Origin of the sequence: Lysobacter spongiicola DSM 21749 (genome assembly GCF_900167055.1) — a bacterium.
GTDB classification, from domain to species: domain Bacteria; phylum Pseudomonadota; class Gammaproteobacteria; order Xanthomonadales; family Xanthomonadaceae; genus Novilysobacter; species Novilysobacter spongiicola.
On sequence record NZ_FUXP01000001.1, the window covers coordinates 776,997 to 799,660 of the forward strand.

Annotated in this window: 19 protein-coding genes; 8 read left to right on the top strand and 11 right to left on the bottom strand. The window is 67.1% G+C overall.

Annotated features, from left to right (window positions below; genetic code table 11):
* Positions 1 to 31 precede the first annotated feature (31 nt).
* From B5D37_RS03635 to scpC, 3 genes are all read left to right on the top strand, one after another.
* Positions 32 to 697: a DUF502 domain-containing protein gene (locus B5D37_RS03635; RefSeq protein WP_078757300.1), complete on the top strand. Its 666-nt coding sequence runs from the start codon at positions 32 to 34 to the stop codon at positions 695 to 697.
* Positions 698 to 822: 125 nt separating this feature from the next.
* Positions 823 to 2,643, top strand: coding sequence for a DUF885 domain-containing protein (locus tag B5D37_RS03640; RefSeq protein ID WP_078757301.1), 1,821 nt, complete (start codon positions 823 to 825; stop codon positions 2,641 to 2,643).
* Between the two features lie 156 nt (positions 2,644 to 2,799).
* Complete coding sequence (scpC, locus tag B5D37_RS03645) at positions 2,800 to 4,314, top strand: succinyl-CoA:acetate CoA-transferase ScpC (protein WP_078757302.1); 1,515 nt, start codon at positions 2,800 to 2,802, stop codon at positions 4,312 to 4,314.
* A 74-nt stretch (positions 4,315 to 4,388) separates the two neighbouring features.
* Here the strand turns inward: scpC and B5D37_RS03650 are convergent, their stop codons facing one another.
* Both B5D37_RS03650 and B5D37_RS03655 read right to left on the bottom strand, forming a co-directional pair.
* Complete coding sequence (locus tag B5D37_RS03650; protein WP_078757303.1) at positions 4,389 to 5,714, bottom strand: DEAD/DEAH box helicase; 1,326 nt, start codon at positions 5,712 to 5,714, stop codon at positions 4,389 to 4,391.
* Between the two features lie 331 nt (positions 5,715 to 6,045).
* Complete coding sequence (locus B5D37_RS03655) at positions 6,046 to 6,780, bottom strand: sulfite exporter TauE/SafE family protein (RefSeq protein ID WP_200809178.1); 735 nt, start codon at positions 6,778 to 6,780, stop codon at positions 6,046 to 6,048.
* Positions 6,781 to 7,008: 228 nt separating this feature from the next.
* On the opposite strand from B5D37_RS03655, the gene B5D37_RS03660 reads away from it, so the two are divergent.
* On the top strand, positions 7,009 to 9,093 hold the full coding sequence (locus B5D37_RS03660; RefSeq protein WP_078757476.1) for a M13 family metallopeptidase: 2,085 nt from the start codon (positions 7,009 to 7,011) through the stop codon (positions 9,091 to 9,093).
* Between the two features lie 90 nt (positions 9,094 to 9,183).
* Here B5D37_RS03660 and B5D37_RS03665 read toward each other — a convergent pair whose 3' ends face one another.
* Entirely contained in the window at positions 9,184 to 9,837 is a 654-nt protein-coding gene (locus tag B5D37_RS03665; protein WP_078757304.1) for a rhomboid family intramembrane serine protease, read from the bottom strand.
* A 61-nt stretch (positions 9,838 to 9,898) separates the two neighbouring features.
* Entirely contained in the window at positions 9,899 to 10,243 is a 345-nt protein-coding gene (locus B5D37_RS03670) for an MGMT family protein (protein ID WP_078757305.1), read from the bottom strand.
* A gap of 37 nt (positions 10,244 to 10,280) precedes the next feature.
* Here B5D37_RS03670 and B5D37_RS03675 point away from each other — a divergent pair, with 37 nt between their 5' ends.
* Positions 10,281 to 10,691 (top strand): hypothetical protein, encoded by a 411-nt coding sequence (locus tag B5D37_RS03675; protein WP_078757306.1) that lies wholly within the window; start codon positions 10,281 to 10,283, stop codon positions 10,689 to 10,691.
* Positions 10,692 to 10,716: 25 nt separating this feature from the next.
* On the opposite strand, the gene B5D37_RS03680 is transcribed toward B5D37_RS03675, so the two are convergent.
* On the bottom strand, positions 10,717 to 11,844 hold the full coding sequence (locus tag B5D37_RS03680; RefSeq protein ID WP_078757307.1) for an inorganic phosphate transporter: 1,128 nt from the start codon (positions 11,842 to 11,844) through the stop codon (positions 10,717 to 10,719).
* A 10-nt stretch (positions 11,845 to 11,854) separates the two neighbouring features.
* Positions 11,855 to 12,481, bottom strand: a complete 627-nt coding sequence (locus tag B5D37_RS03685) for a DUF47 domain-containing protein (protein ID WP_078757308.1) — start codon at positions 12,479 to 12,481, stop codon at positions 11,855 to 11,857.
* 291 nt (positions 12,482 to 12,772) lie between these two features.
* On the opposite strand from B5D37_RS03685, the gene B5D37_RS03690 reads away from it, so the two are divergent.
* Together B5D37_RS03690 and B5D37_RS03695 are read left to right on the top strand one after the other, a co-directional pair.
* Positions 12,773 to 14,110 carry a hemolysin family protein gene (locus B5D37_RS03690; RefSeq protein WP_078757309.1) on the top strand — a complete coding sequence of 446 codons (1,338 nt, stop codon included), beginning with the start codon at positions 12,773 to 12,775 and terminating at the stop codon, positions 14,108 to 14,110.
* On the top strand, positions 14,094 to 14,723 hold the full coding sequence (locus B5D37_RS03695) for an exopolysaccharide biosynthesis protein (protein ID WP_143814107.1): 630 nt from the start codon (positions 14,094 to 14,096) through the stop codon (positions 14,721 to 14,723). Before B5D37_RS03690 ends, B5D37_RS03695 begins: the two co-directional genes overlap by 17 nt.
* Before the next feature lie 3 nt (positions 14,724 to 14,726).
* On the opposite strand, the gene B5D37_RS03700 is transcribed toward B5D37_RS03695, so the two are convergent.
* From B5D37_RS03700 to B5D37_RS03710, 3 genes are all read right to left on the bottom strand, one after another.
* Complete coding sequence (locus B5D37_RS03700; RefSeq protein WP_078757311.1) at positions 14,727 to 16,877, bottom strand: putative bifunctional diguanylate cyclase/phosphodiesterase; 2,151 nt, start codon at positions 16,875 to 16,877, stop codon at positions 14,727 to 14,729.
* Positions 16,874 to 17,797: a phosphate/phosphite/phosphonate ABC transporter substrate-binding protein gene (locus B5D37_RS03705; RefSeq protein ID WP_143814108.1), complete on the bottom strand. Its 924-nt coding sequence runs from the start codon at positions 17,795 to 17,797 to the stop codon at positions 16,874 to 16,876. The genes B5D37_RS03700 and B5D37_RS03705 overlap by 4 nt, the downstream gene beginning before the upstream one ends.
* A gap of 105 nt (positions 17,798 to 17,902) precedes the next feature.
* A complete protein-coding gene (locus B5D37_RS03710; protein WP_078757313.1) occupies positions 17,903 to 18,679 on the bottom strand; it encodes an RNA methyltransferase in 777 nt (258 codons plus the stop codon).
* A 107-nt stretch (positions 18,680 to 18,786) separates the two neighbouring features.
* Here B5D37_RS03710 and B5D37_RS03715 point away from each other — a divergent pair, with 107 nt between their 5' ends.
* The gene (locus B5D37_RS03715) at positions 18,787 to 19,617 is read left to right on the top strand and encodes an inositol monophosphatase family protein (protein ID WP_078757314.1); all 831 of its coding nucleotides are present in this window, start codon (positions 18,787 to 18,789) and stop codon (positions 19,615 to 19,617) included.
* Between the two features lie 158 nt (positions 19,618 to 19,775).
* Here the strand turns inward: B5D37_RS03715 and secF are convergent, their stop codons facing one another.
* Together secF and secD are read right to left on the bottom strand one after the other, a co-directional pair.
* The gene (gene secF, locus B5D37_RS03720) at positions 19,776 to 20,741 is read right to left on the bottom strand and encodes a protein translocase subunit SecF (protein ID WP_078757315.1); all 966 of its coding nucleotides are present in this window, start codon (positions 20,739 to 20,741) and stop codon (positions 19,776 to 19,778) included.
* Positions 20,742 to 20,754: 13 nt separating this feature from the next.
* Positions 20,755 to 22,614, bottom strand: a complete 1,860-nt coding sequence (secD, locus tag B5D37_RS03725; protein WP_078757316.1) for a protein translocase subunit SecD — start codon at positions 22,612 to 22,614, stop codon at positions 20,755 to 20,757.
* Positions 22,615 to 22,664 lie beyond the last annotated feature (50 nt).

The following is a 22,664-nucleotide window of genomic DNA, read 5'->3' on the forward strand; positions in this document are numbered from 1 at the left end:
GCCAGGGGGCAACGCCCCGTACAATCGCGCCATGCGCCAACCCCCCACGCTCCAGCGGCTGTTCCTGACCGGACTGCTGACCCTGCTCCCGTTGTGGTTGACCTGGGTGGTCGGCAAGTTCGTATTCGTACTGCTGTCCGATACCAGCCGCCCCGTCACCGGCTTGTTGCTGCATCGCCTGGGTACCCACTACCCCGGCGTCGCAGTGTGGCTGGCGCAGCCCTGGGTCCAGGCCACGATCGCACTGGCGGCGACCCTGCTGGTGATCCTGCTGGCCGGCATCCTCGCCCACCGCGTGATCGGGCAGCGCCTGCTGCGCTGGGTGGAGTCGCTGATCGCGCGGATTCCGTTCGCCAGCACCATCTACGGCAGCGCGCGGCAGCTACTGGACATCCTGCAGACCAAGCCCGACGGCACTCAGCGGGTGGTGCTGGTGGACTTCCCCCACACCGAGATGAAGTCGATCGGTTTCGTCACCCGGGTACTCAAGGAGCAGGGGACCGGGCGTGAGCTCGCCGCGGTATATGTCCCCACCACGCCCAACCCGACTTCCGGCTACCTGGAAATCGTGCCGGTCGAGAAGATGACGCCGACGGACTGGACCGTGGACCAGGCCATGAGCTTCATCATTTCCGGCGGTGCCGTTTCGCCCGAGTCGATCCCGTTCTCGCCGCCAAAACCGGTGGCCGGACAGTAGCACCGTCGCTGCGGTCACGGATGCACCCGCTCCACCCCGCACGGGTTACCTTCGGCCCATGCCCCTGCACGCCAAGCCGGCGACGCTCGGGGTTTGCCTGATTCGCCTGTTCCGGAGAAGACTCAATGACATCCAGCACTCCCCGTACCCTCCTCGCCCTGGCGCTCGGCCTGGCGCTCGCCGGCGTCGCGCCGGCCACCTTCGCCCAGCCCGCACAGGCAGCCGCGACGGAGCAGCCGGCCACCGACAAGGCTGCCCGGCTCAACGAGCTGTACGCGCAGTACTGGGAAGAGATGCTCGAGCTCAACCCGCTTGCGGCCACCTTCCAGGGCGACAGCCGCTACAACGATCGCCTGCCCAACTTCCTGTCCGAGGAATACCGCGAGAAGTCGCGCGCGTTCACCCGGCGCTGGCTCGAGACGGTGCAGGCCGTGGGCCCGGAAGGACTGGAAGGCCAGGACTTGCTGAGCTACCAGATCTTCGTGCGCGACGCGAAGAACGAGCTGGAGGGCGAGCGTTTTCCCGGCTGGCAGCAGCCGATCAACCAGTTCTACAACTTCGCGTCCACGGCGGTGCAGCTGGGCTCCGGCACGGGCGCCCAGCCATTCAAGACGGTCGAGGACTACGACAACTGGCGCGAGCGTGCTTCGAAGCTCCCCGAGCTGTTCGACACGGCGATCGCCAACAGCCGCATCGGCGTGGAGAACGGCGTGGTGCAGCCGCGCGCACTGATGGAGAAGGTGGTCCCGCAGCTCGACGCCCTGATCAAGGACGACCCCGAGCAGACCCTGTTCTGGCGCCCGATCGAGACCATGCCCGAGTCCTTCTCCGCCGCCGAGCGCGAGCGCATCACCGCCGAGTACCGGACGATGATCGAGGACGAGCTGATGCCGGCCTACCGGGAGATGCGCGACTTCGTAGCCGACGAGTACATGCCGCACACCCGCGAGACCGCCGGCCTGGGCGCCCTGCCCGGCGGCGACGAGTGGTATGCGTACAACGCACGCAACTCCACCACCACCGACCTGTCCCCGGCGGAGATCCACCAGATCGGGCTGGATGAAGTCGCCCGCATCCACGGCGAGATGCGCAAGGTGATGGCCGAGGTCGGATTCGACGGCACGCTGCAGGAGTTCTTCGAGTTCATGAAGAACGACCCGCAGTTCCAGTTCGAAAGCGAGGAAGCGCTGCTGACCTACTACCGGGCGCTGGAGGACAAGGTCAACGTCCACATCCCCAAGCTGTTCTCGCTGACGCCCAAGGCGGACTTCGAGATCCGTCCGGTCGAGCCGTTCCGCGCGCAGTCCGCCGCCGGCGGTTCGTACATGCGGCCCAGCGAGGATGGCAGCCGCCCGGGCATCTTCTACGTCAACACCTATGACCTGCCCTCGCGGCAGCGCTGGGATGCCGAAGACCTGTTCCTGCACGAAGCCATCCCGGGCCACCACTTCCAGCTCGCCCTGCAGCAGGAGCTGACCGGGCTGCCCGCGTTCCGTCGCTTCGGTGGCGAGACCGCCTTCACCGAGGGCTGGGGTCTGTATTCGGAATCGCTCGGCAAGGACCTGGGCCTGTACCAGGACCCGTACAACTACTTCGGCTACCTGCAGAACGAGCTGTGGCGTGCGATCCGCCTGGTGGTGGATACCGGCCTGCACAGCAAGGGCTGGACGCGCGAGCAGGTGATCGCCTACATGCTCGAAAACTCCGCCACCGCCGAGACGCCGGCAATTTCGGAGACCGAGCGCTACATGGCCATCCCGGGCCAGGCGCTCGCCTACAAGATCGGCGAGCTGAAGATCAAGGAGCTGCGCGCCCGCGCCGAGGCGGAGCTCGGAGACGACTTCGACATCCGCGAGTTCCATGCCGAAGTGTTGAAGGACGGCTCGGTGCCGCTGGATGTCCTGGAAGGCAAGATCGAGCGCTGGATCGAGGCCCGCAAGGGCTGAGAATCTTCCCCACGAGCATGACGACAGGGCCGGTATTTGCCGGCCTTGTCCATTTGGGCATCCCATCCGGCCGGGAACAGCGTGTCCCGCCGGAGGGCACGGCCGCTTAAGGTCCAGCCCTTAGAATCGGGGGGTCACCTGAACATCGGTATCCAGATGCACGACAGAATCCGCAGTTCCGCCCTGCTCGAACGCCTGATGACCGCCGAACAGGCGGCGTCGCTGATCGAGCCTGGCATGACGGTCGCCATGAGCGGCTTCACCGGCGCCGGCTATCCGAAGGCCGTGCCGCAAGCCCTGGCTGCAAGGATGGAGCAGTCGGCGGCGAGCGGCCGCGGCTTCAAGATCAAGGTGCTCACCGGCGCCTCGACCGCCCCGGAGCTCGACGGCGCACTGGCCAGGGTCGAGGGCATGGAGCTGCGACTGCCCTACCAGTCCGACCCCAACGTGCGCGAGCGCATCAACGCCGGCACCCTGAACTACATCGACATCCACCTCAGCCACGTCGCCCAGCACACCTGGTTCGGCTTCTTTGGCGACATCAACGTCGCAGTGGTGGAAGTGGCGGGGATCCTGGAGGACGGTCGGCTGATCCCGTCGTCCTCGGTCGGCAACAACAAGACCTGGCTGGACCAGGCCGACAAGGTGATCCTCGAGGTCAACCGCTGGCAGCCGGCGGCGCTGGAAGGCATGCACGACATCTACTACGGCACCGCCCTGCCGCCCAACCGCAAGCCGATCCCGCTCACCCTGCCCGACCAGCGCATTGGCGAGCCGTACCTGCGCGTGGACCCGGACAGGATCGTCGCCATCGTCGAGACCGATGCACCCGACCGGAACTCGGCCTTCAGCCCGCCCGATGAGGCTTCGCGGCAGATCGCCGGGCACCTGCTCGATTTCCTCGGCCAGGAGATCAGGCGCGGCCGCTTGACCGACAAGTTGCTGCCGCTGCAATCAGGTGTCGGCAACATCGCCAACGCAGTACTCGCCGGTTTGTCCCAGGGTGGTTACCAGGGCCTCACCGCCTACACCGAGGTGATCCAGGACGGCATGCTGGAACTGCTGAAGAACGGCACGTTGCGCATGGCGTCGGCGACCTCGTTCTCGCTGAGCCCGGCAGGCATCGAAGAGTTCAACGCCCACGTCGAGTTCTACAGCAAGCGGATCCTGCTGCGACCGCAGGAGATCTCCAACCATCCCGAGCTGATCCGGCGGCTGGGCTGCATCGCGATGAACGGGATGATCGAGGCCGACATCTACGGCAACGTCAACTCCACCCACATCGCGGGCAGCAGGATCATGAACGGCATCGGCGGCAGCGGCGACTTCGCGCGCAATGGCTACCTGTCGGTGTTCATGTCACCCAGCATCGCCAAGCAGGGCAAGATCTCGGGCATCGTGCCGATGGCCAGCCACGTCGACCACACCGAGCACGACACCATGGTGGTGGTGACCGAGCAGGGGCTGGCCGACCTGCGCGGGCTGGCGCCGAAGCAGCGCGCGAAGCAGATCATCGAGCACTGCGCGCACCCGGACTACAGGCCTTTGCTGCAGGACTACTACGACCGCGCATTCCGCGACAGCTACGGCAAGCACACGCCGCACCTGTTGAACGAGGCCCTGTCATGGCACCAGCGGTTCGTGGAGACGGGGACGATGATGCCGGGTTGACCGGAACCGGGCGCCACAACGAGGAAGGGCCGGCATCACTGCCGGCCCTTCTTCATTGCAACGTCCAGCCGATGTCAGGCGCTGGTGTCGCGGCGCACGCCGCGCCCGCCCTGTCCGCGCTGTTTCGGGCCGGCATGGGCATGCGCCTGGCGCGGCGCCGGCTTGCCATGGCCTCGGTTGCCGGGGTTGCGACCGGCCGGACGCGGGCCACGGTTACCCGCGTTCTGGCGCGGATTCGGAATCGCAACGTCCAGCCGGATCGGCCGGCTCGGCTCGAAGCCATCAACGGTGACCAGCTCGACGTCCTTCTTCAGCACGTGCTGGATCTGGCGCAGCAGGCCACCCTCGTCGTGGGAGACCAGCGACAGCGCCTCGCCACTGGAACCGTTGCGACCGGTACGGCCGATGCGGTGCACGTAGTCCTCGGCCACCATCGGCAGGTCGAAGTTGATCACCAGCGGCAGGTCGGGGATATCGAGTCCACGCGCGGCGACGTCGGTGGCCACCAGCACGCGGGCCTTGGCGGCCTTGAACATGTTCAGGGCCTTCTGGCGCTGCGCCTGGCTCTTGTTGCCGTGGATCGCCACGGCCTTCAGGCCCGACTGCTCCAGCTGCTCGGCCAAGCGGTTGCAACCATGCTTGGTGCGACCGAACACGATCACCTGGTCATGCGGGCGCGAGGCCAGGATCTTGACCAGCAGGTCGCGCTTGCGGCCGCTGTCGACCGGGTGGGCACGGTGGGCAATGGTGTCGGCGATGATGTTGCGCGCCGCCACCTGGACCTGCTTCGGCTCACGCATGAACTGGAGCGCCAGTTGCTTGAGCTGGGTCTCGAAAGTGGCCGAGAACAACAGCGTCTGGCGCTGCGTCGGCACGCGGCCGAGAATGCGCTTGATCGCCGGCAGGAAGCCCATGTCGAGCATGCGGTCGGCCTCGTCCAGCACCAGCACCTCGATGGCATCGAGCTTCACGGTGCCACGCTCGATGTGGTCGATCAGGCGGCCTGGGGTGGCCACCAGCACGTCGACGCCACGGCGCAGCATGTCGACCTGCGGGCCCATGCCGGCGCCACCGAAGATGGTGCCGAAGTTCAGGCGCAGGTGGCGTGCGTAGGACTTCAGGCTGTCGTTGACCTGCACGGCGAGCTCGCGGGTCGGCACCAGCACCAGAGCGCGCGGCTTGCGCGGGCCGTTGGCGGAGGTCTGCTTGGACAGGTGGTTCAGTAGCGGCAGGCCGAACGCGGCGGTCTTGCCGGTACCGGTCTGGGCGCCGCCCAGCAGGTCGTGCCCCGCCAGCACCAGCGGGATCGCCTGGACCTGGATCGGGGTGGGGGTGTTGTAGTCCTGTTCGGCAAGCGCACGCAGCAACGCGGGCGAAAGCCCGAGGGATTCAAAAGACATTCTTGATGCTCCAAGTATTGGAAATACCGCACGAGTGCGGCGTTACCCGGAGCGTTCCCTAGAACCGCGCTGCGAGTATGGATGTGACGGACCGGATGCTCCGGGCCGTGTCGGCGCGACGAAAGACGTGCGGGATAAAGTCGCGCTGGACAGTCCTCGCCCTGGGGCGTGGGGTTTCGGCCGGAACCGAACCAATGCGACAGGCATACCTGGGAAACGTACCCTTTCGGGGAGGCAGCCGTGCGCTGAACAGGGCGATCCTACGTGAAACCGTGGTTTCGCGCCAGCACCCGCGGCCGCCTTGTTCAGGCGCCAACCGGCCTCCCCCGCCCTACCCCAGTGCCACGCCCAGCAGTGTGACCCAGCCGATGAGGAACACCAGGAGCAGCGCGATGCGACGGAAGGCCGACTGCGGCACGCGGCGAAGCACGCGCCTGCCCAGCCAGGTACCGGCCAGGGCCACGATCGCCAGCAGCGGGATCCACACCAGGTCGTCGGCATGGATGTAGCCGTTGCGCCAGTAGACCAGCGCGCGGCTGAGGTCGATACCCATGTCGATTGCCGCCGAGGTCGCGACGAACACTTCCTTGGGCAGGTTGAAGACGGCCATGGCCAAGCCACGCACCGCACCACCCGTACCCACCAGCCCGGCCATGCCTCCGGACACCGCGCCCGCGATGACGGCACCCGTGGCGGTTGGCGCGAACGATACCGATGGACGGAACAGCAGCCAGCCGCTGAAGACGATCAGGAACACCGCCAGCAAGCGTTCCAGCCATACGGTGTCGACCAGCGTGCCGGCCAGCCCACCGAGGACCGCGCACAGCACCGAGGGGACGCCCATCTGAAGCAGCAGCCGCCGATCGATACCCGCCCGGAACAGCCCCAGCTTGCTCGCGTTGCTGGCCAGGTGGAACAGCGCCGTGATGCCCAGCACGGATTCGAAATCGAAGAAGAAGTTGGCAATCGGTACGAAGAACACCGAGGAGCCGAAGCCACCGACGGTCCCCGCCACCTCCGCCAGCAGCGCCAGGGCCAGGAACAACAGCGCCCGCTCGAATCCCAAGATGATCCTCCCCACCGGCAACGGCAAAGGCCGCCCGGCCAAGGATGCCTGAACAGCAGGCCGAACACCCCCACGCTCAGCCGCTGCGGTCCGCCATGACCTTCTACACCCTCCGGGCGAGCGGTTCCCGTCTAAGGTTGACCGTCGCGGCCCCACGTGCAGAAGCACCGGCCGCCCTTCCGAAATCCATGTCCGGAGTTACCCGTGACCCTGAAGAAACCGCAAGTCCTGCTGCTTTCGCTCGCCATCGCCACCGCCGTGTCCGCCTGCTCGGGGGACGATGCCGCACCGGCCGCGGGCACCACCGCTGCGCCCGAAGCAGGCAACGAAGCCACCCTGACCCTGGACGAGAGCAACCTGCCGGGCGTCAACCGCTTCCAGTTGTCCGACCTCGACACCTCCGTGGACGCATGCACCGACTTCGGTGGCTACGTCAACGGCAAGTGGCTGGAGGCCAATGAGATCCCCGGTGACCGCACCTCGTGGGGCGCCTTCGAAATGCTCGCCGAGCGCTCCACCGCCATCCAGCGCCAGCTGGCCGAACAGGCCGCCGCGATGGACGCCAACGATGGCGTTGAGAACATCGTCGGCGACTTCTGGGCCACCGGCATGGACGCGGAGAAGATCAACGCCCAGGGGATCGAACCGATCAAGTCGCGGCTCGAGCAGATCGAAGCGCTGGACAGCCAGGAGGCGATCGCCGAATACCTGCGCACCAGCGCAGCGCGTGGCGAGAGCTTCCTGTTCGGCTTCGGCCCGGAAGCCGACTTCAAGAACTCCGACCTCAACATCGCCTATGCGACCCAGGGTGGCCTGGGCCTGCCGGACCGCGGCTACTACTTCGACGACGACAAGCAGGACAAGCTGGCCGCCTACGAGCAGCACGTCGCCAAGGTGCTGGAACTGTCCGGCATCCCGGCCGACGAGGCCGCGAGCCAGGCCAAGGACGTGATCGCCTTCGAGACCCGGTTGGCCGAAGTCTCCAAGTCCAGCGAAGAGATGTCGCGCGACGTTTCGCTGTACTACAACCCGGTCAGCCCGGCGCAGGCCGACGAGATCGCGCCGAACTTCCCGTGGACGCGCTTCTTCGAATCGCAGGGCGTTGCGACCCCCGAGATGTTCTCGTTCGCCATGCCCGACTTCCACGCGGAAGTCAGCGAAATGCTGGCCGACGTGCCGGCCGAGCAGTGGCAGAGCTACCTGCGCTTCCACACCGTGGACGGTGCCTCGCCGTACCTGTCGGACGAGTTCGCCGAAGAGAACTTCAAGTTCTACAGCCAGACCATGCGCGGCCAGAAGGAAATGAAGGAGCGCGAAAAGCGCGTGCTCGACACCATCGGCGGCCAGGCGGGCGAAGCCCTCGGCCAGATGTACGTCGACGTCGCCTTCCCCGCCGACTCCAAGGCACGGATGGAAGAGCTGGTCGGCAACCTCAGCGACGCGCTCAAGACCCGCATCGAAAACCTCGACTGGATGGGCGACGAGACCAAGAAGAAGGCCATCGAGAAGTGGGCCAGCTTCACGCCGAAGGTCGGCTACCCCGACAAGTGGCGTGACTGGAGCGGCCTGGAGACCAGCCGCGACAGCTACATCGAGAACGTGCTGGCTGCCCAGGAGTTCAACTACAAGTGGCAGCTGGGCAAGATCGGCGAGCCGGTCGACAAGTCCGAATGGGGCATGAGCCCGCAGACGGTCAACGCCTACTACAACCCGCTGGCCAACGAGATCGTCTTCCCGGCCGCGATCCTGCAGCCGCCGTTCTTCGATCCGGACGCCACCCCGGAGATGAACTACGGCGGCATCGGCGCGGTGATCGGCCACGAGATGATCCACGGCTACGACGACCAGGGCAGCCGCTTCGGCCCGACCGGCAACTTCGAGAACTGGTGGACCGAGGAAGATTCGAAGGGCTTCACCGGCCGTACCGACCAGCTGGTCGCGCAGTTCGACGCCTACGAGGCGATGCCGGGCCAGAACGTCAACGGCAAGCTGACCCTGGGCGAGAACATCGCCGACCTGGGTGGCCTGGCGGTGGCCTACGACGCCATGAAGAAGGCGACCGAAGGCACCGAGGATCCGATGACCGACGGCATGAGCCGCGACCAGCGCTTCTTCGCCAACTGGGCCACGGTGTGGCGTCGCAACTTCACGGAAGACGAGCTGAAGGTGCGCCTGAACACCGACCCGCACGCACCGGCCAACTTCCGCGCCATGGGTGCGCCTTCGAACCTGCCGGCCTTCGCCGCGGCGTTCGAGTGCAAGCCGGGCCAGCCGATGGTGCGCCAGGGCGACCAGCAGGTGGTGATCTGGTAAGTCCGCAGGTCTGAAGGAATCTGGCCATCCTCGTCGGCCAGAAGGCAGAGGCCCGGGTTTTCCCGGGCCTTCGTCTTTGTGGCGACCGGCTCAGCGCACGATGCGCGGCCGCGGTGGGCCACGTCGCCCGAACGGCGGCTGCCCGCGCCAGTACCGGATCAACAGCCAGCCGAACAGCATGCCCCCCAGGTGGGCGAAATGGGCGACGCCGGGCTGCAGGCCGCTGAAGCCGAGCAACAGCTCGATCACCCCGTAGACGATTACCAGGGTCCGCGCCTTCATCGGGATCGGCGGGATCAGCAGCATCACGCGCTGGTGCGGGAACAGCATGCCGTAGGCCAGCAGCAGCCCAAACACGCCACCCGAAGCGCCGAGTGTCGGATACGGCGGCGCGCCCTCCGACATCATCCATGCACCCACGGCGAGCTGGCACAGCGCCGCGCCGACCACGCAGACCAGGTAGTAGGTGAGGAAGCGCTTGTCGCCCCACGTGTGCTCCAACGGCGCACCGAACATCAGCAGCGCAAGCATGTTGAACAGCAGGTGGCCGATATCGCCATGCATGAACCCGTAGGTCACCAGCTGCCAGGGCAGGAAGCCGCCCGCGGAGTAGGGATCGCCCCCGCTCCCCAGCGGCCAGAGCATGAAGGGTGCAAGCGCTCCACCGGCGACAAGCTGCAATACGAACACCAGTCCGTTGGCGATGAGCAGGGCCTTGGTCACGGCCGGCAGGTTGGAAAACATCGCGCCTCCTGAAGATGGCGCCATGGTACCCGGGCGATGTGAGGCCGTCGTCCGCGTGGGCTCAGCCGGGGCCCCAGACCTGCTCGTCGACGCTGGTGGCGATGCGCTGCCCCTTCACCCGCCCCGCAACCACCCGGACGCCTTCGGCCCGCAGCCGGCGCTCCTGCTCGATGAAGCCGGTCGAACCGGCCGGGAAGGCAATGCGGCCGTCAGAGCGCAGTACCCGGTGCCAGGGCAGCCGCGGATCCTCGTTGCCGGCCAGCAGCCTCGCCACCAGTCGCGCCCGCCCCGGAAGCCCGGCACGGCGTGCGACCTCGCCGTAGCCGGCGACCTGGCCAATCGGAATCGCGTGCACGGCGGCGAGGATGCGTTCGGCGGAAGCGTCTGCAGGGGAGCCCGGGGTCATCGCGGTAGCATAGGGCCTCCGCAACGGGAGCCGCCTCATGCAGAACTTCGACCAGATCCGCCATCACCTGCGCCAGGCGGAGTTCCAGACCACCATCCAGGAAGAGGGCGTGGTGTGCGTCGAGCTCTCGCTGGAACAGGGCACCCGGCACCAGGCGATCTTCCTGTCCCAGCTCGAGGACGACGACGGCCGGCCCTATCTCCGCGTCAGCACCGCGGTCGCGCCCGCCGCCGGGCTGGACGCCGCCAAGGCACTGGTCTTCAACTGGCAGAGCCGCGTGGGCTACCTCGCCATCGGCGACATGGAAGGGGTGCCCTACCTGCAGTTGTGCGAAAACCGCCCGTTCGAGGGCCTCGACGCGGCGGAGGTACACCGGCTGGTGCTGGAGATCGGCGGGCTCGGCGACAGCATGGAGCGCGTGCTGTCGGCCGAGGGCGACGTGCTCTGAGGCACGCCGCGGAGCGGGAATCCGCTCAGGCCCAACCCATCGCCACCAGCAGGCGGAACAGCAGGTAGGCGATGCCCCCGGCCATCGGGATCGTCAGGATCCAAGCCCAGATCATCTTCTCCACCACCGTCCACTTGATGGCGTTGAAGCGCTTGGCCGTGCCCACGCCCATGATGGCCGAGGAAATGTTGTGGGTGGTCGACACGGGGATACCCAGCGAGGACGCCGCGAGGATCACGGAGGCGGCGCTGGTCTCGGCCGCGAAGCCGTGGATCGGGTGCAACTTGACCAGCTTGTGGCCGAGCGTCTTGATGATCCGCCAGCCACCCGCCGCGGTACCGGCGGCCATGACCAGTGCGCAGGTGATCTTGATCCACAGGTCGATGTCGCCCTCGGCGAGCGCCCCGGGCGATGGATGCAGGAAAGCGAGCATCGCCGGAAGGTCGTCGAGCACGCCGGTGGCTTCGGCGCTCACGAGGGTCAGGGCGATGATGCCCATGGTCTTCTGCGCATCGTTCATGCCGTGGGCAAACCCCATGCCGGCGGCACTGACGATCTGGCTCTTGCCGAAGAAGCCGTTGACCCAGCGGGGGCGGGCCAGCCGGGCAAGCACCCCGCCACTGCGCGCCATCATCGAAATCAGGAAGAACAGCACGCCCATCACGAGGAAGCCGGCGACAAAGCCGAGTAGGGGTGAGCTGACCATCGGCACGATGACCTTCCAGAGCACGCCCGCGCTCCGGTAAACGGGCTCGGCGGGTTCAGACCAGATGATCGCCCCGAAATTGTTGCCTGCAGCCGCCAGTGCCGCGCCCACCAGCCCGCCGATCAGCGCGTGCGACGAAGACGATGGCAGGCCCAGCCACCAGGTAATCAGGTTCCAGACGATGCCGCCCAGCAGCGCGCACAGGATGAGCTGCGAACCCACCTCCACCACGCCGACGTCGATCAGCCCCGACGCGATGGTCTTGGCGACCGCGGTGCCGGCCAACGCCCCCAGCAGGTTCATGCTGGCCGCCAGGCCCACCGCCTGCATCGGCGTCAGCACCTTGGTGGCGACCACGGTCGCGATCGAATTGGCGGTGTCGTGGAAGCCGTTGATGTACTCGAAGGCGAGCGCGACCAGCACCACCGTCATGACCAGGGTGAGCATCCCGGAGACCTCAGGAGTTCTTCAGGACGATTTCGTACGCCACCACGCCGGCTTCCCGGCAACGGTCGATCGCCTTTTCCAGGATCTCGAAGAACTCCTTGAGCAGGAACATCTGCAAGGGGTCGAGCTTGCCCGAGTAGATGTCGCGGTATAGCTCGAGCATCAGGCGGTCGGCCTCGTTCTCGAGCGCGCGCAGCTTGTCGCTGAGGGCCTTCATCGGCTCCAGCTTCATCCTGGGCAGCAGCCGGACCATCTCCACCACCACCGAGGACGCCTGCTCGAGCATTGCCGCGCGCGGTGCGAAGTCGATGTGCTCCAGGTGCTGGATCGCGAGCGAATAGCGGTCGGCGAACTTCTCCACCTGCTTCGGGATCTTGTAGAGCGCCGAACCCAGCGCCTCGATGTCCTCGCGCTCGATCGGGGTGATGAAGCTGTCCACCAGCTCCTGGCTGATCTGGGCAGAAGCATCACGCTCCCGCTGGCGCGCCAGCCTGAACGCGTCCAGCGCCGGCTGCCGCTCGGACCCCTTGAGCATCTCGTGCAGGGCCCGGGTGCTGTCGTGGGCGGCCACCGCGGCCTCCTCGAGCAGCGCATAGAACTGGTTGCCTTGGCCGAACATGGTTTGCAGGGAGAACATTGAAGGACCTCGTCTTGCCAGGCGGCGGTGCATCGTGGGGACACGGGCCGTCAGGGGCACCCTGCGGCAACCGCGGGATTATGACGGTTCGAAGACAGTCCCGCTGCCCCCCTCGCCGCCCGCCGGGGCCACCAGGCGCCTGCTGTTAAACTCCGGCGGCGCCCCTCCGGCGCGCAATCGCACCCGATTCCCAATGGACGACGACCCTTGCCCTCGACCGGGGCATGCCTTCCCCGCAGGCAGGCAGTGCCGCCCGCCCGATCCGATTGAGCCCGGGACGGGTCGCCCCGGATGATCGAGCTCATCGTCGTACTGCTGCTGATCGCCATCAACGCGTTTTTCGCGTTGTCGGAAATGTCGGTGGTCACCTCCCGCAAACCGCGGCTGCGCCAGCTTGGCGCCAACAGCCGGAGTGCGGCCCGGGCACTGGACCTGGCCGAGCATCCCGAGCGGTTCCTGTCCACCGTGCAGGTGGGCATCACCCTGGTGGCGATCCTGACCGGCATGTACGGCGGCGACGCCATCGGCGCGTCGATCGGCGAGTGGCTCGCAGCGCACCTTCCGATACTGGGCGACTACGCCGACAACACCGGCACGGTACTGGCGGTCGGGCTGATCACCTACCTGACGATCGTACTGGGTGAGCTGCTGCCCAAGCGGCTTGCGCTGCTGGCGCCGGAAAAACTGGCCGCCTTCGTGGCCCCGCCAATGCACTGGATCTCGCGCATCGCAACCCCTGCGGTGTGGCTGCTGACGGTCAGCACCCGCGGCGTGCTGCGCCTGCTGCGCCTGCAGAACAGCGAGGCCTCGAACGTCAGCGAAGAGGAGATCCGGATGCTGGTGAGCGAGAGCCACGAGCAGGGCGTGATCGACGCCGACGAACACAAGATGATGAACCGGGTGCTCGGCCTGGGCGACCGCACCGCCGACAGCCTGATGACTCCTCGAACACGCATCATCTGGCTCGACGCGGGGGCGCCACTGGAAGACAACCTGGCGACCATGCGGAACTCACCGGTCTCGCGGTTCCCGGTGATGCGCGGCGGCGACCAGGACGTGATCGGCGTGGTGGAGGCCAAATCGCTGTTGCGGGCGCTGGAACCCGGCGTGCCGATCGACCTGTTCGGCGACATGCGCGAGGCACTGTTCGTCTCGGAGTCCACGCATGCGCTCAAGTTGCTGGAGATCTTCCGGGAAGAGCAGCAGTCGCTGGCGCTGGTGGTGGACGAGTACGGCGACGTCACCGGCGTGGTCACGGTCAACGACGTGATGGGCGCGGTGATCGGCCGGGTGCAGTCCGGCATGGGCGGCGCCTCCGACAGCCACGAGGCGGATTCCTCACCGGTAGTCGAACGCGCCGATGGCTCGTGGCTGATCGATGGCTCCCTGCACATCGAAGACCTGCGCGAACTGGTCGGCGACTTCGTGCCGGGCGCGGATGAACATGATTTCCACACCGCCGCCGGCATGGTGATCGCCAATGTCGGACGGATTCCCAATGTCGGTGAAGTGTTCTCGTGGCCCGGGTGGCGCATGGAGGTAGTCGACCTCGATGGGCCACGCGTCGATAAGCTGCTGCTCTCGCGGGACCTCGTGCAGGACCAGGAGCATGATGGCGCCGGGCACTAGGCCCTCCAAGGAGGCCGGGGCAAGGGGCCTGCTGGACGCCTTCGCCGCTGGCGATCCGGAAGACCGGGTCCGGCTGGGGGAAGTCTTCAACGGGCTGGGCAAGCGCTCGTTCGGGATGCTGCTGTTCATCTGCACCCTGCCCGCTTTCATACCGGTACCCGGGGTCGGCGGTGCCGTGTCCGGGCCACTGGTCATCCTGGTCGGGCTGCAGTTGCTGGTCGGGCGACGCACGCCATGGTTGCCGGGGTTCATCGCCAGGCGCGGTCCGCACCGGCGTGCCGTCGCCCGCTTCCGTGACCTGCTGGCGCCGTGGCTGGATCGCCTGGAGCGGGTCGTACGGCCCCGCGCCGCGGTGCTGCTCGACCATCGGCTTGCAAGTGCCGTGACCGGGCTGCTGCTGGCCCTGCTCGGCCTGCTGCTTTCGCTCCCGATTCCCCTGACCAATTATCTGTTCGGGGTGCTGCTGCTCCTGTTCGCCTTCGCCCTGCTCGAGCGCGATGGCCGACTCATGGCGGTGGCCTGGGGCGTTGGTGCGGTAGCGGTGGGCGTGTTCGGGGTGTTGTCGGGGCAACTGGCCGGGGTGCTGGCGCGCTGGGTCGACCTGCTGGTCTGAACCTCACGCGCGCGGCGGTGTTGGCTGCCCGATCAGGGCCAGCAGCTCCGGCAATGCCAGCGGATGGCCCAGCCAGTAGCCTTGGGCGAGGTCGCATCCGCGCTCGCGCAGAAGCGCGTACTGGCCTTCCTTTTCAACACCCTCGGCCACCACGGTGATGCCCAGCGAATGTGCCATCGCGATGATCGCGGTGGTCAACGCCAGGTCGTCGGGGTCGTGCAGGATGTCGGCGACGAAGCTGCGGTCGATCTTGACGCCGTCCACCGGCACCCGGCGCAGGTGGCTGAGGCCCGAGAAGCCGGTCCCGAAGTCGTCCAGCCAGACCTTGACGCCAGTGGCGCGCAGCTGATCGAGCATCAGGCTCGCGTTGGCCTCGTCGCCGATCACCGCCGTCTCGGTCAGCTCCAGGTGCAGGCAGTGCGGGGACAGGCCCGTCTCGGCCAGGCAACGGCTGACCACGTCCGGCAGGTCGCCACCACGCAACTGCCTCGGCGATACGTTCACCGATACGAACAAGGGTTCGGTCCCTTCGGCACTGCACCATGTGGCGGCGTCGGCACAGGCCGCCTGCAGCACCTGCGGGCCAAGCACCGAGATCAGCCCGGTCTGTTCGGCGACATCGATGAATACCGATGGCGCCACCAGGCCGAGTTCCGGATGGTTCCAGCGCAGCAGCGCCTCCGCTCCCACCAGGGCCCCGTCGCCCAGCCGGAAGACCGGCTGGTAGGCGATGCTGAGCTGCCCGCGCTCCCATGCCACCCGGAGCTCCTGTTCCAGGTGCACCCAACGCTCGACCGCCTGGTCCATCGACCGGCTGTAGAACCGGAAGCAATCCTTGCCTGCGACCTTCGCCTGGTACATGGCGATGTCGCCGTTCTTCATCAGGCCGGTCACGCTGGCGGCGTCTTCCGGGAACAGTGAAATGCCGATCGAGGTGCCGAGGAACACGTCCCGGTCATGCACCTGCAGCGGTACTGCCAGCGCCTCCACCAGCGCGGTCGCCACCCGCGTGGCGACGGCGCGGGCATCGCTTCCATCGTCGGGCTCGACCAGCACCACGAACTCGTCGCCGCCGAAGCGCGCGAGCACGGCGCGCTCGCCACCCAGCTGTTCGACCACCTGGCGGATGCGGGCGGCCACCTGCAGCAACACTTCGTCGCCGGCGTCATGCCCCAGCGAATCGTTCACCCGCTTGAAGTCGTCGATGTCGGCGAACAGCAGCGCCAGGGGCCGTTTTCCCGCTGGCGGCCGCGTGTCCTGCAACCGCGCCTCCAGGAGCTCCCGGAAGGCCAGGCGGTTCGCCAGCCCGGTCAAGGGATCGGTGTAGGCCAGGTGTCGGATCTCGCGGTCGTGGCGCTCCACGCTGTGGCCCATGCGCCCCAGCGCACGCATGAGTTCCCCCAGCTCGTCGCGTCGACCACTGGCCGGGAAGTGAGCGCTGAAGTTGCCCGACTCGATCTCTCCCGCCGAACGGGCCAACTCGCGGATCGGCCGGACCAGTGCCCGCTGGATGAACCACAATCCGGCGGCTGCAACCACCATCAGCCCCACGCCCAGCAGTCCCATCCACCACCACTGCCTGCGTCCCAGTGCCTCCAGGCGCCCTGCAAGGTCGCCCAGCGCCCGGTCCCGGGTGGCGTGGTAGTTGCGCAGGTCGTACCCGACCCTGACTCCACCGATGCGTTCACGCCCGATCAGGATCGGCGCGGAGACATCCATCAGCGAGGCGTCCTGCTGGATGGTGGTCACACCGGCGGTCACCGCTGCCGGGGCAAAGCGATCATCCAGCCGCCGACCGTACCCTTCGATCCCGTCGCTGCCGTCGTGCAGGAGCAGGCCTTCGGTATCGAACACCTGGACATAGGCGATGTCCGGTTGTGCCAGCGCCGTACGCACCAGTTGCCCCACTTCATCGAGATCGTAGTAGTAGAGGGGGTTGGCCAACGCGCCCGCCAACGGCTCCACCAGCCCCTTTCCGCGCCGGCGCACCACCTCGGCAGCAACCGTCTCCATCACCTCGCGCCCGAGCACCTGGACCTCCGCCTGGATCGCTTGCTGGCGCTCCAGCAGCAGCGCCATCAGGGCCAGCACCACCAGCAGCGCGGCGCCGATCAGCATAAGGAACTGGGCCTGGAGGCCGTGGCGGAAGCTCATTCCACCTCCGACCTGACGCGTCGTACGCCCGAGCGGATTCCCTGCAGTGCGTCGCGGGAGGTCGCGTCCATTGGCAGGAACCGGGTGGTACCGAAGAACTGCCGCAAGGCGTCCGCAGCCGCTGGATCCCCGGCCGCTTCCATCAGCACCTGTCGCAAACGCTCGCGCACCGGCCCATCCAGGTCCGGGCGAACCATCTCCACCGCCCTCGGGTAATCGTCGGAGCGACCGATGATGGCGAGGTCCGGCTTGAATGCCGGCGGCATGCGCGCCGGATTGGCCCAGTCCACATCGCTCATCACGCCAACGTCGACCAGCTCCTTGTGGACCCAGGTGGAAATGTTGAGCTCGGAGCGGGCGAACAGGTAGCCAACCTCATCGCCCCGCAGGGCGTCGGTCGGCGACAGCAGTATCTCCAGGGTGTAGCCCCGCCCCAGCAGTTCGCCGGCGGGAACGAAATAGGCGCTGGTCGAGGAAGGCCGCTGGAACGCCACGGTCCTGCCCTGCAACTGGTCCAGCGATGTGATCCCGCTGTCGCGCCGGGCGAAGAACACGCTTTTGTAGTGGCTACGGCCATCGCGCTCGGTCAGCACCAGCGGCTCGGCACCGGCCCGGTCGCTCAGGAGCATGCCCGAGCCGGCTGTCTCGGTGACCCAGTCGACCTGCCCGCGACGCATGTAGCTCGCCATCTGGCGCGCATCCGGCGCCATCAGCACGCGTCCCTCCGTGATGCCGGTCCCGGCCATGCGCGGCACCACGTAATCGAGCAGTGGCTTGAGCTGGTCGTAATGGGCCACCGGATCATCGGAGATCCGTCCCAGCACCAGCACGCCGTCCGCGGGGCCCGCCACGGCCCTTGGCACCGCGAGGGAAAGACCCACCACCAGGGCGAAGACGAGGCGAGGCAGGCTTGGGAGCAAGGTGAAACCCGCGGGTAGCGCCGGCAACAGGCGACGGCGCAGCCTAATGCATCCCCGCCCCGGCCGATACAGCAGGCCCTGCGGTCCGCCTATCGGACCCTGCGCCTAACGCCGTCCCGCCAGCATCGCCATGCGCTGGCAATCGGCCAGGATGCCGCGCAGCAGCCGGACTTCGCGTTCGTCCAGATCGGCGCGGAGGTAGAGGCGGCGGAGCTTGCGCATCGCCGAGTCCGGGGACCGTCCCTTGTGGAAGTCGACCGCATCGAGCGTGTCCCCCAGTTGCTCGAAGAACCCTTCGAGCTGCGCGTGGGTGGCAGGCGGATCGACGTGCCCGACGGGTTCTTCCCTCCTTTCCGCGAGCAGGGCGAGGCGAAGTTCATAGGCCACCACCTGCACGGCGGCCGCGAGGTTGAGCGAGCTGTAATCGGGGTTGGCCGGGATATGGATGGCGGCATGGCACAGCTGCAGCTCGTCGTTGTCCAAACCGGTGCGCTCACGGCCGAACACGATCGCGACCTCCCGTCCGGCCCTGGCCGCCGACACGGCGCGGGTGGCACCTTCGCGCGGCATCAGCTCGTCCAGCGCGACCCGCCGGCTCCGCGCAGTGCAGCCCAGCACCAGCCGGCAGTCCGACACGGCCTCCGCCAGGGTCGCGCAGGTCACGGCGCTGGCGAGGATGTCGTCGGCGCCAGCGGCCAGCGCCATCGACTCGGCATTGGGTGCCTTTTCCGGAGCCACCAGCACCAGCCGACCCAGCCCCATGGTCTTCAAGGCCCGCGCCGCGGAGCCGATGTTGCCCGGATGCTGGGTACCCACGAGCACGATGCGCAGGTGATGGGCAGGTTCGCCCTGCAGGGGTTCAGGAAGGGAATCGGCAGTCATGCCGGCAATGGTAAACTGCGCGACCGGCCACGACCCGATCGTGCATCCGCCGGCTGCTCTTTATCCCCGCCAGCCCTTCCCCACCTCAGCCCCAGAGGCCGTTCGCCATGCAGAAACCCGCCGTCACCCTCATGGTCAAGGCTGCCCGCGCCGCCGGCAACGTCCTGTTGCGCCACATGTACAAGCTGGACGCGCTGAACGTGGTCGAGAAGGACCGCATGGACTTCGCCAGCGAAGTCGACGAGCTGGCCGAGAAGGAAATCATCAAGGAGTTCCGTCGCTCCACGCCGGACTACGCGATCCTCGGCGAAGAGAGTGGATCGCTGAAGTCGAAGGTCGGCAACAGCCGGTTCACCTGGGTCATCGACCCGCTGGACGGCACCAGCAACTACCTGCGTGGCATCCCCCACTTCTGCGTTTCCATCGGCCTGGTGGAGAACGGCGAACCGATCCACGGCGTGATCTTCGATCCGCTGCGCAACGAGCTGTTCACCGCCAGCCGCGGCAGTGGCACCACCCTCAACGACAAGCGCGTGCGCGTGGCCGACCGCAAGGACCTGGAAGGCGCCATGGTGCTGACCGGATTCCCGCCACGCGAGCGCAGCCGTGCCAGCGCGCAGCTCAAGTGCGTGGACACCCTGCTGAACGAGATCGAGGACATCCGCCGCACCGGCTCCGCAGCCCTGGACCTGGCCTACGTGGCCTGCGGCCGCGCCGATGCCTACTTCGAGGCGGGCGTGAAGCCGTGGGACATCGCCGCCGGCGCCCTGATGGTGCGAGAGGCGGGCGGCACCGTGACCGACTTCCGCGGACGCGGCACCGGGCCGATGGATGCCCGGGGCGTCGCGGGCCGTCCCCTGCTGGCCGGCAACCTGAAGGTCGCGAACCTGCTGCAGCAGCGCATCGTCAATACCGGTTACGCCAGCTCGTTCGACTGACCCCTCCTCCCCGCGCTTGTAGGAGCGACGCGAGTCGCGACCCACCGAACGCTGGAGATGATGTACAGGTCGCGACTGACGTCGCTCCTCCAGGAAGCCCCATAGAAAAAGGCCGCGCAATTGCGCGGCCTTTTGCTTGCTGAGATGTCGCTGCCAGTTTACGGCCGGCGTGCCAGCACCGCCTCATCCTTCGCCTTCGGCAGCAGGTCCTGCTTGGTCACCTTGAGAAAGCCCAGGGTCAGCAGCGGGGACGCCACGAAGATCGAGGACAGCGTACCGATGACCACGCCGATCATCATCGCCTCGGCCATGCCGCGCAGCGAACCGCCGCCGTAGAGCCACAGCGCGAGCACCGTCAGGAACGCCACCACCGAGGTGATGATGGTGCGTGACAGTGTCTCGTTGATCGACTTGTTGATGATCGTGGCCGCATCGGCACGGGTCGAGCGGAAATTCTCGCGGATGCGGTCGAACACGACGATGGTGTCGTTGATCGAGAAGCCCAGCACCGAGAGGATGCCGGCCAGCACCGTCAGGTCGAACTCGTGGCCGGTGATGGCGAACCAGCCGGTGACGATCAACACGTCCTGCAGGGAGGTGATCACCGCCGCCATCGCGAACTTCTTCTCGAAGCGGAAGGTGATGTAGATCAGGAAGCCGACGATCACGAAGATCACCGCCCAGATGCCGTTGAGGGCGAGTTCCTTGCCGACCTGCGGGCCGACGAAGTCGCTGCGGACGATGGTGCCGGGGTTGTCCGGCGTCGAGACGGCGTTGGTGATCTCCCGGGCCGCCGCCGAGTTGGCGGCCGGGTTGCTGCCATCGCTGCCGTCTTCCAGTTGCATGCGCACGAGGATGTCGTTGCCGGATCCGAACGAAATAACCTGTGCATCGCCGTAGCCGGCCTCGGCCAGCCGGCCGCGGGCGGCATCGATATCCACTTCGTTCTCGAAGCGCAGCTCGGTGACGGTGCCGCCGGTGAAATCGAGCGCGAAGTTGAAGCTCTTGGTCGCCATCGCGCCGATCGAGACCAGCACCAGCAGGCTGGTGATGGCCAGCGCCACCCACTTCATGCGCAGGAAGTCGATGTTGACGTCGTGGGGGATGATGTTGAACGGTTTCATATGCGTATCCCCGTCAGATCGCGATGGACTTGAGCTTGGAGCGCCGGCCATAGAGCAGCGTGGCCATGGCTCGCGATGCCGAGACGGCGGTGTACATCGAGGTGACGATGCCCACGATCAGCGCGACCGCGAAGCCCTTCACCGGGCCGGTGCCGAAGGCGAACAGCGCGACGCCGGCGAGGATGGCCGTCATGTTGGCGTCGAAGATGGTGCCGGTGGCCTTTTCGTAGCCGGTGGCAATCGCCGACTTGGGTGGGATGCCCGCCCGCAGCTCCTCCCGGATGCGCTCGTTGATCAGCACGTTGGCGTCCACCGAAAGGCCGACGGTCAACGCGATGCCGGCCAGCCCCGGCAGGGTCAGGGTGGCACCGAACAGCGACATCACCGCGACCAGCATCAGGATGTTGAGCAGCAGTGCGGCGCAGGTAATGAGGCCGAACATCCGGTAGTACACCAGGAAGAACAGCAGCGCGAACACGAACGAGTAGCTGACGGCGGTCAGGCCGCGCTCGATGTTCTCCTTGCCCAGGCTCGGGCCGACGATGCGCTCCTCGACGAAATCCATCGGCGCGGCCAGCGAGCCCGAGCGCAGCAGCAGCGCGAGTTCCGCCGCGGCCTTGGGACTGTCGAGGCCGGTGGTCTGGAACTCCTTGCTGAAGACGCCGTTGATGTTGGCGACCGAGATCACGTTCTCTTCGACGCGGGTGCTGCGCACCTCCTCGCCGTTGACCATGCGCACCTCGGGGATGCGTTCGATGTACACCACCGCCATCGGCTTGCCGACGTTCTCGCTGGTGAAATCGAACATGCGCTGACCGCCGGCGCTGTCCAGGCGGACCGACACCGAAGGCGTCCCCGATTGCGGGTCGATGCCCGAGGTCGCGCCGACCAGCTGGTCACCGGAGGCGATGATCCGCTTGTTGAGCAGGTGGGGGATGGGCTCTCCGCCGGGCACCTGCTCGTAATAGATCTCGGCCTGCGGCGGCACGTTGCCCGTTGCCGCGGCCTCATATGCATTGCCTTCGACCACCGCGCGATATTCGAGCGTGGCGGTGGCGCCGATCAGGCGCTTTGCCGCGGCGGTGTCCTGCACGCCAGCGAGTTCGACCACGATGCGGTCGTTGCCCTGCCGCTGGATCAGCGGCTCGGCCACGCCAAGGGCGTTGATGCGGTTGCGCAGGGTACCCAGGTTCTGCTCCAGCGCATCGGTCATCATGCGCTGGATCTCCGTCTCCGGCACCTCCAGGCGCAGGGTGCTTCCGTCGACATCGGAGCGCAGCGACGGCTGGCTGACGGCGATCCGGCGGATGGCCTCGTCGGCGTCGGCGGCATCGGAGAGGCGAACGGTGATGCTGTTGTCGGGACGACGGTTGACCGCTTCGTAGCGGATGCGCTCCTCGCGCAGCACCACCCGGACATCGTCGGTGATCGCGTCCAGCCGCTTGTCGAGTGCGGCCTCCTGGTCCACCTGCATCAGGAAGTGCACGCCACCCTGGAGGTCCAGGCCCAGCGACATGCCCTCGGCGCCCAGCGACGACAGCCAGTCCGGAACCGTCGACGCGAGGTTGAGGGCCGACACGTAGTCGCTGCCCAACTCGTCCTTCAACACATCGGAAGCGCGCGTCTGCAGTTCGGTGCTGGGCAGCCGGACCAGCAGCGTCTCATCGGCAAGCTCGATGGACTTGGTGGTCACGCCGGCATCCGCCAGGACCTTGCCCATCCGGTCGGCAAGCGCCTGGTCGACGGGCGCACCGCGGCTGGAGGTGATCTGTACCGAGGGATCCTTCTGGTACACGTTCGGCAGTGCATAGAGCACGCTGAACAGGATGGCCAGCACCAGGACGATGTATTTCCAGCGCGCGTAAGTCAGCATCGATTGCCCCTGCGGCGGCCGCCCCGGCCGCCGTTACGTCAAAGTGGTGT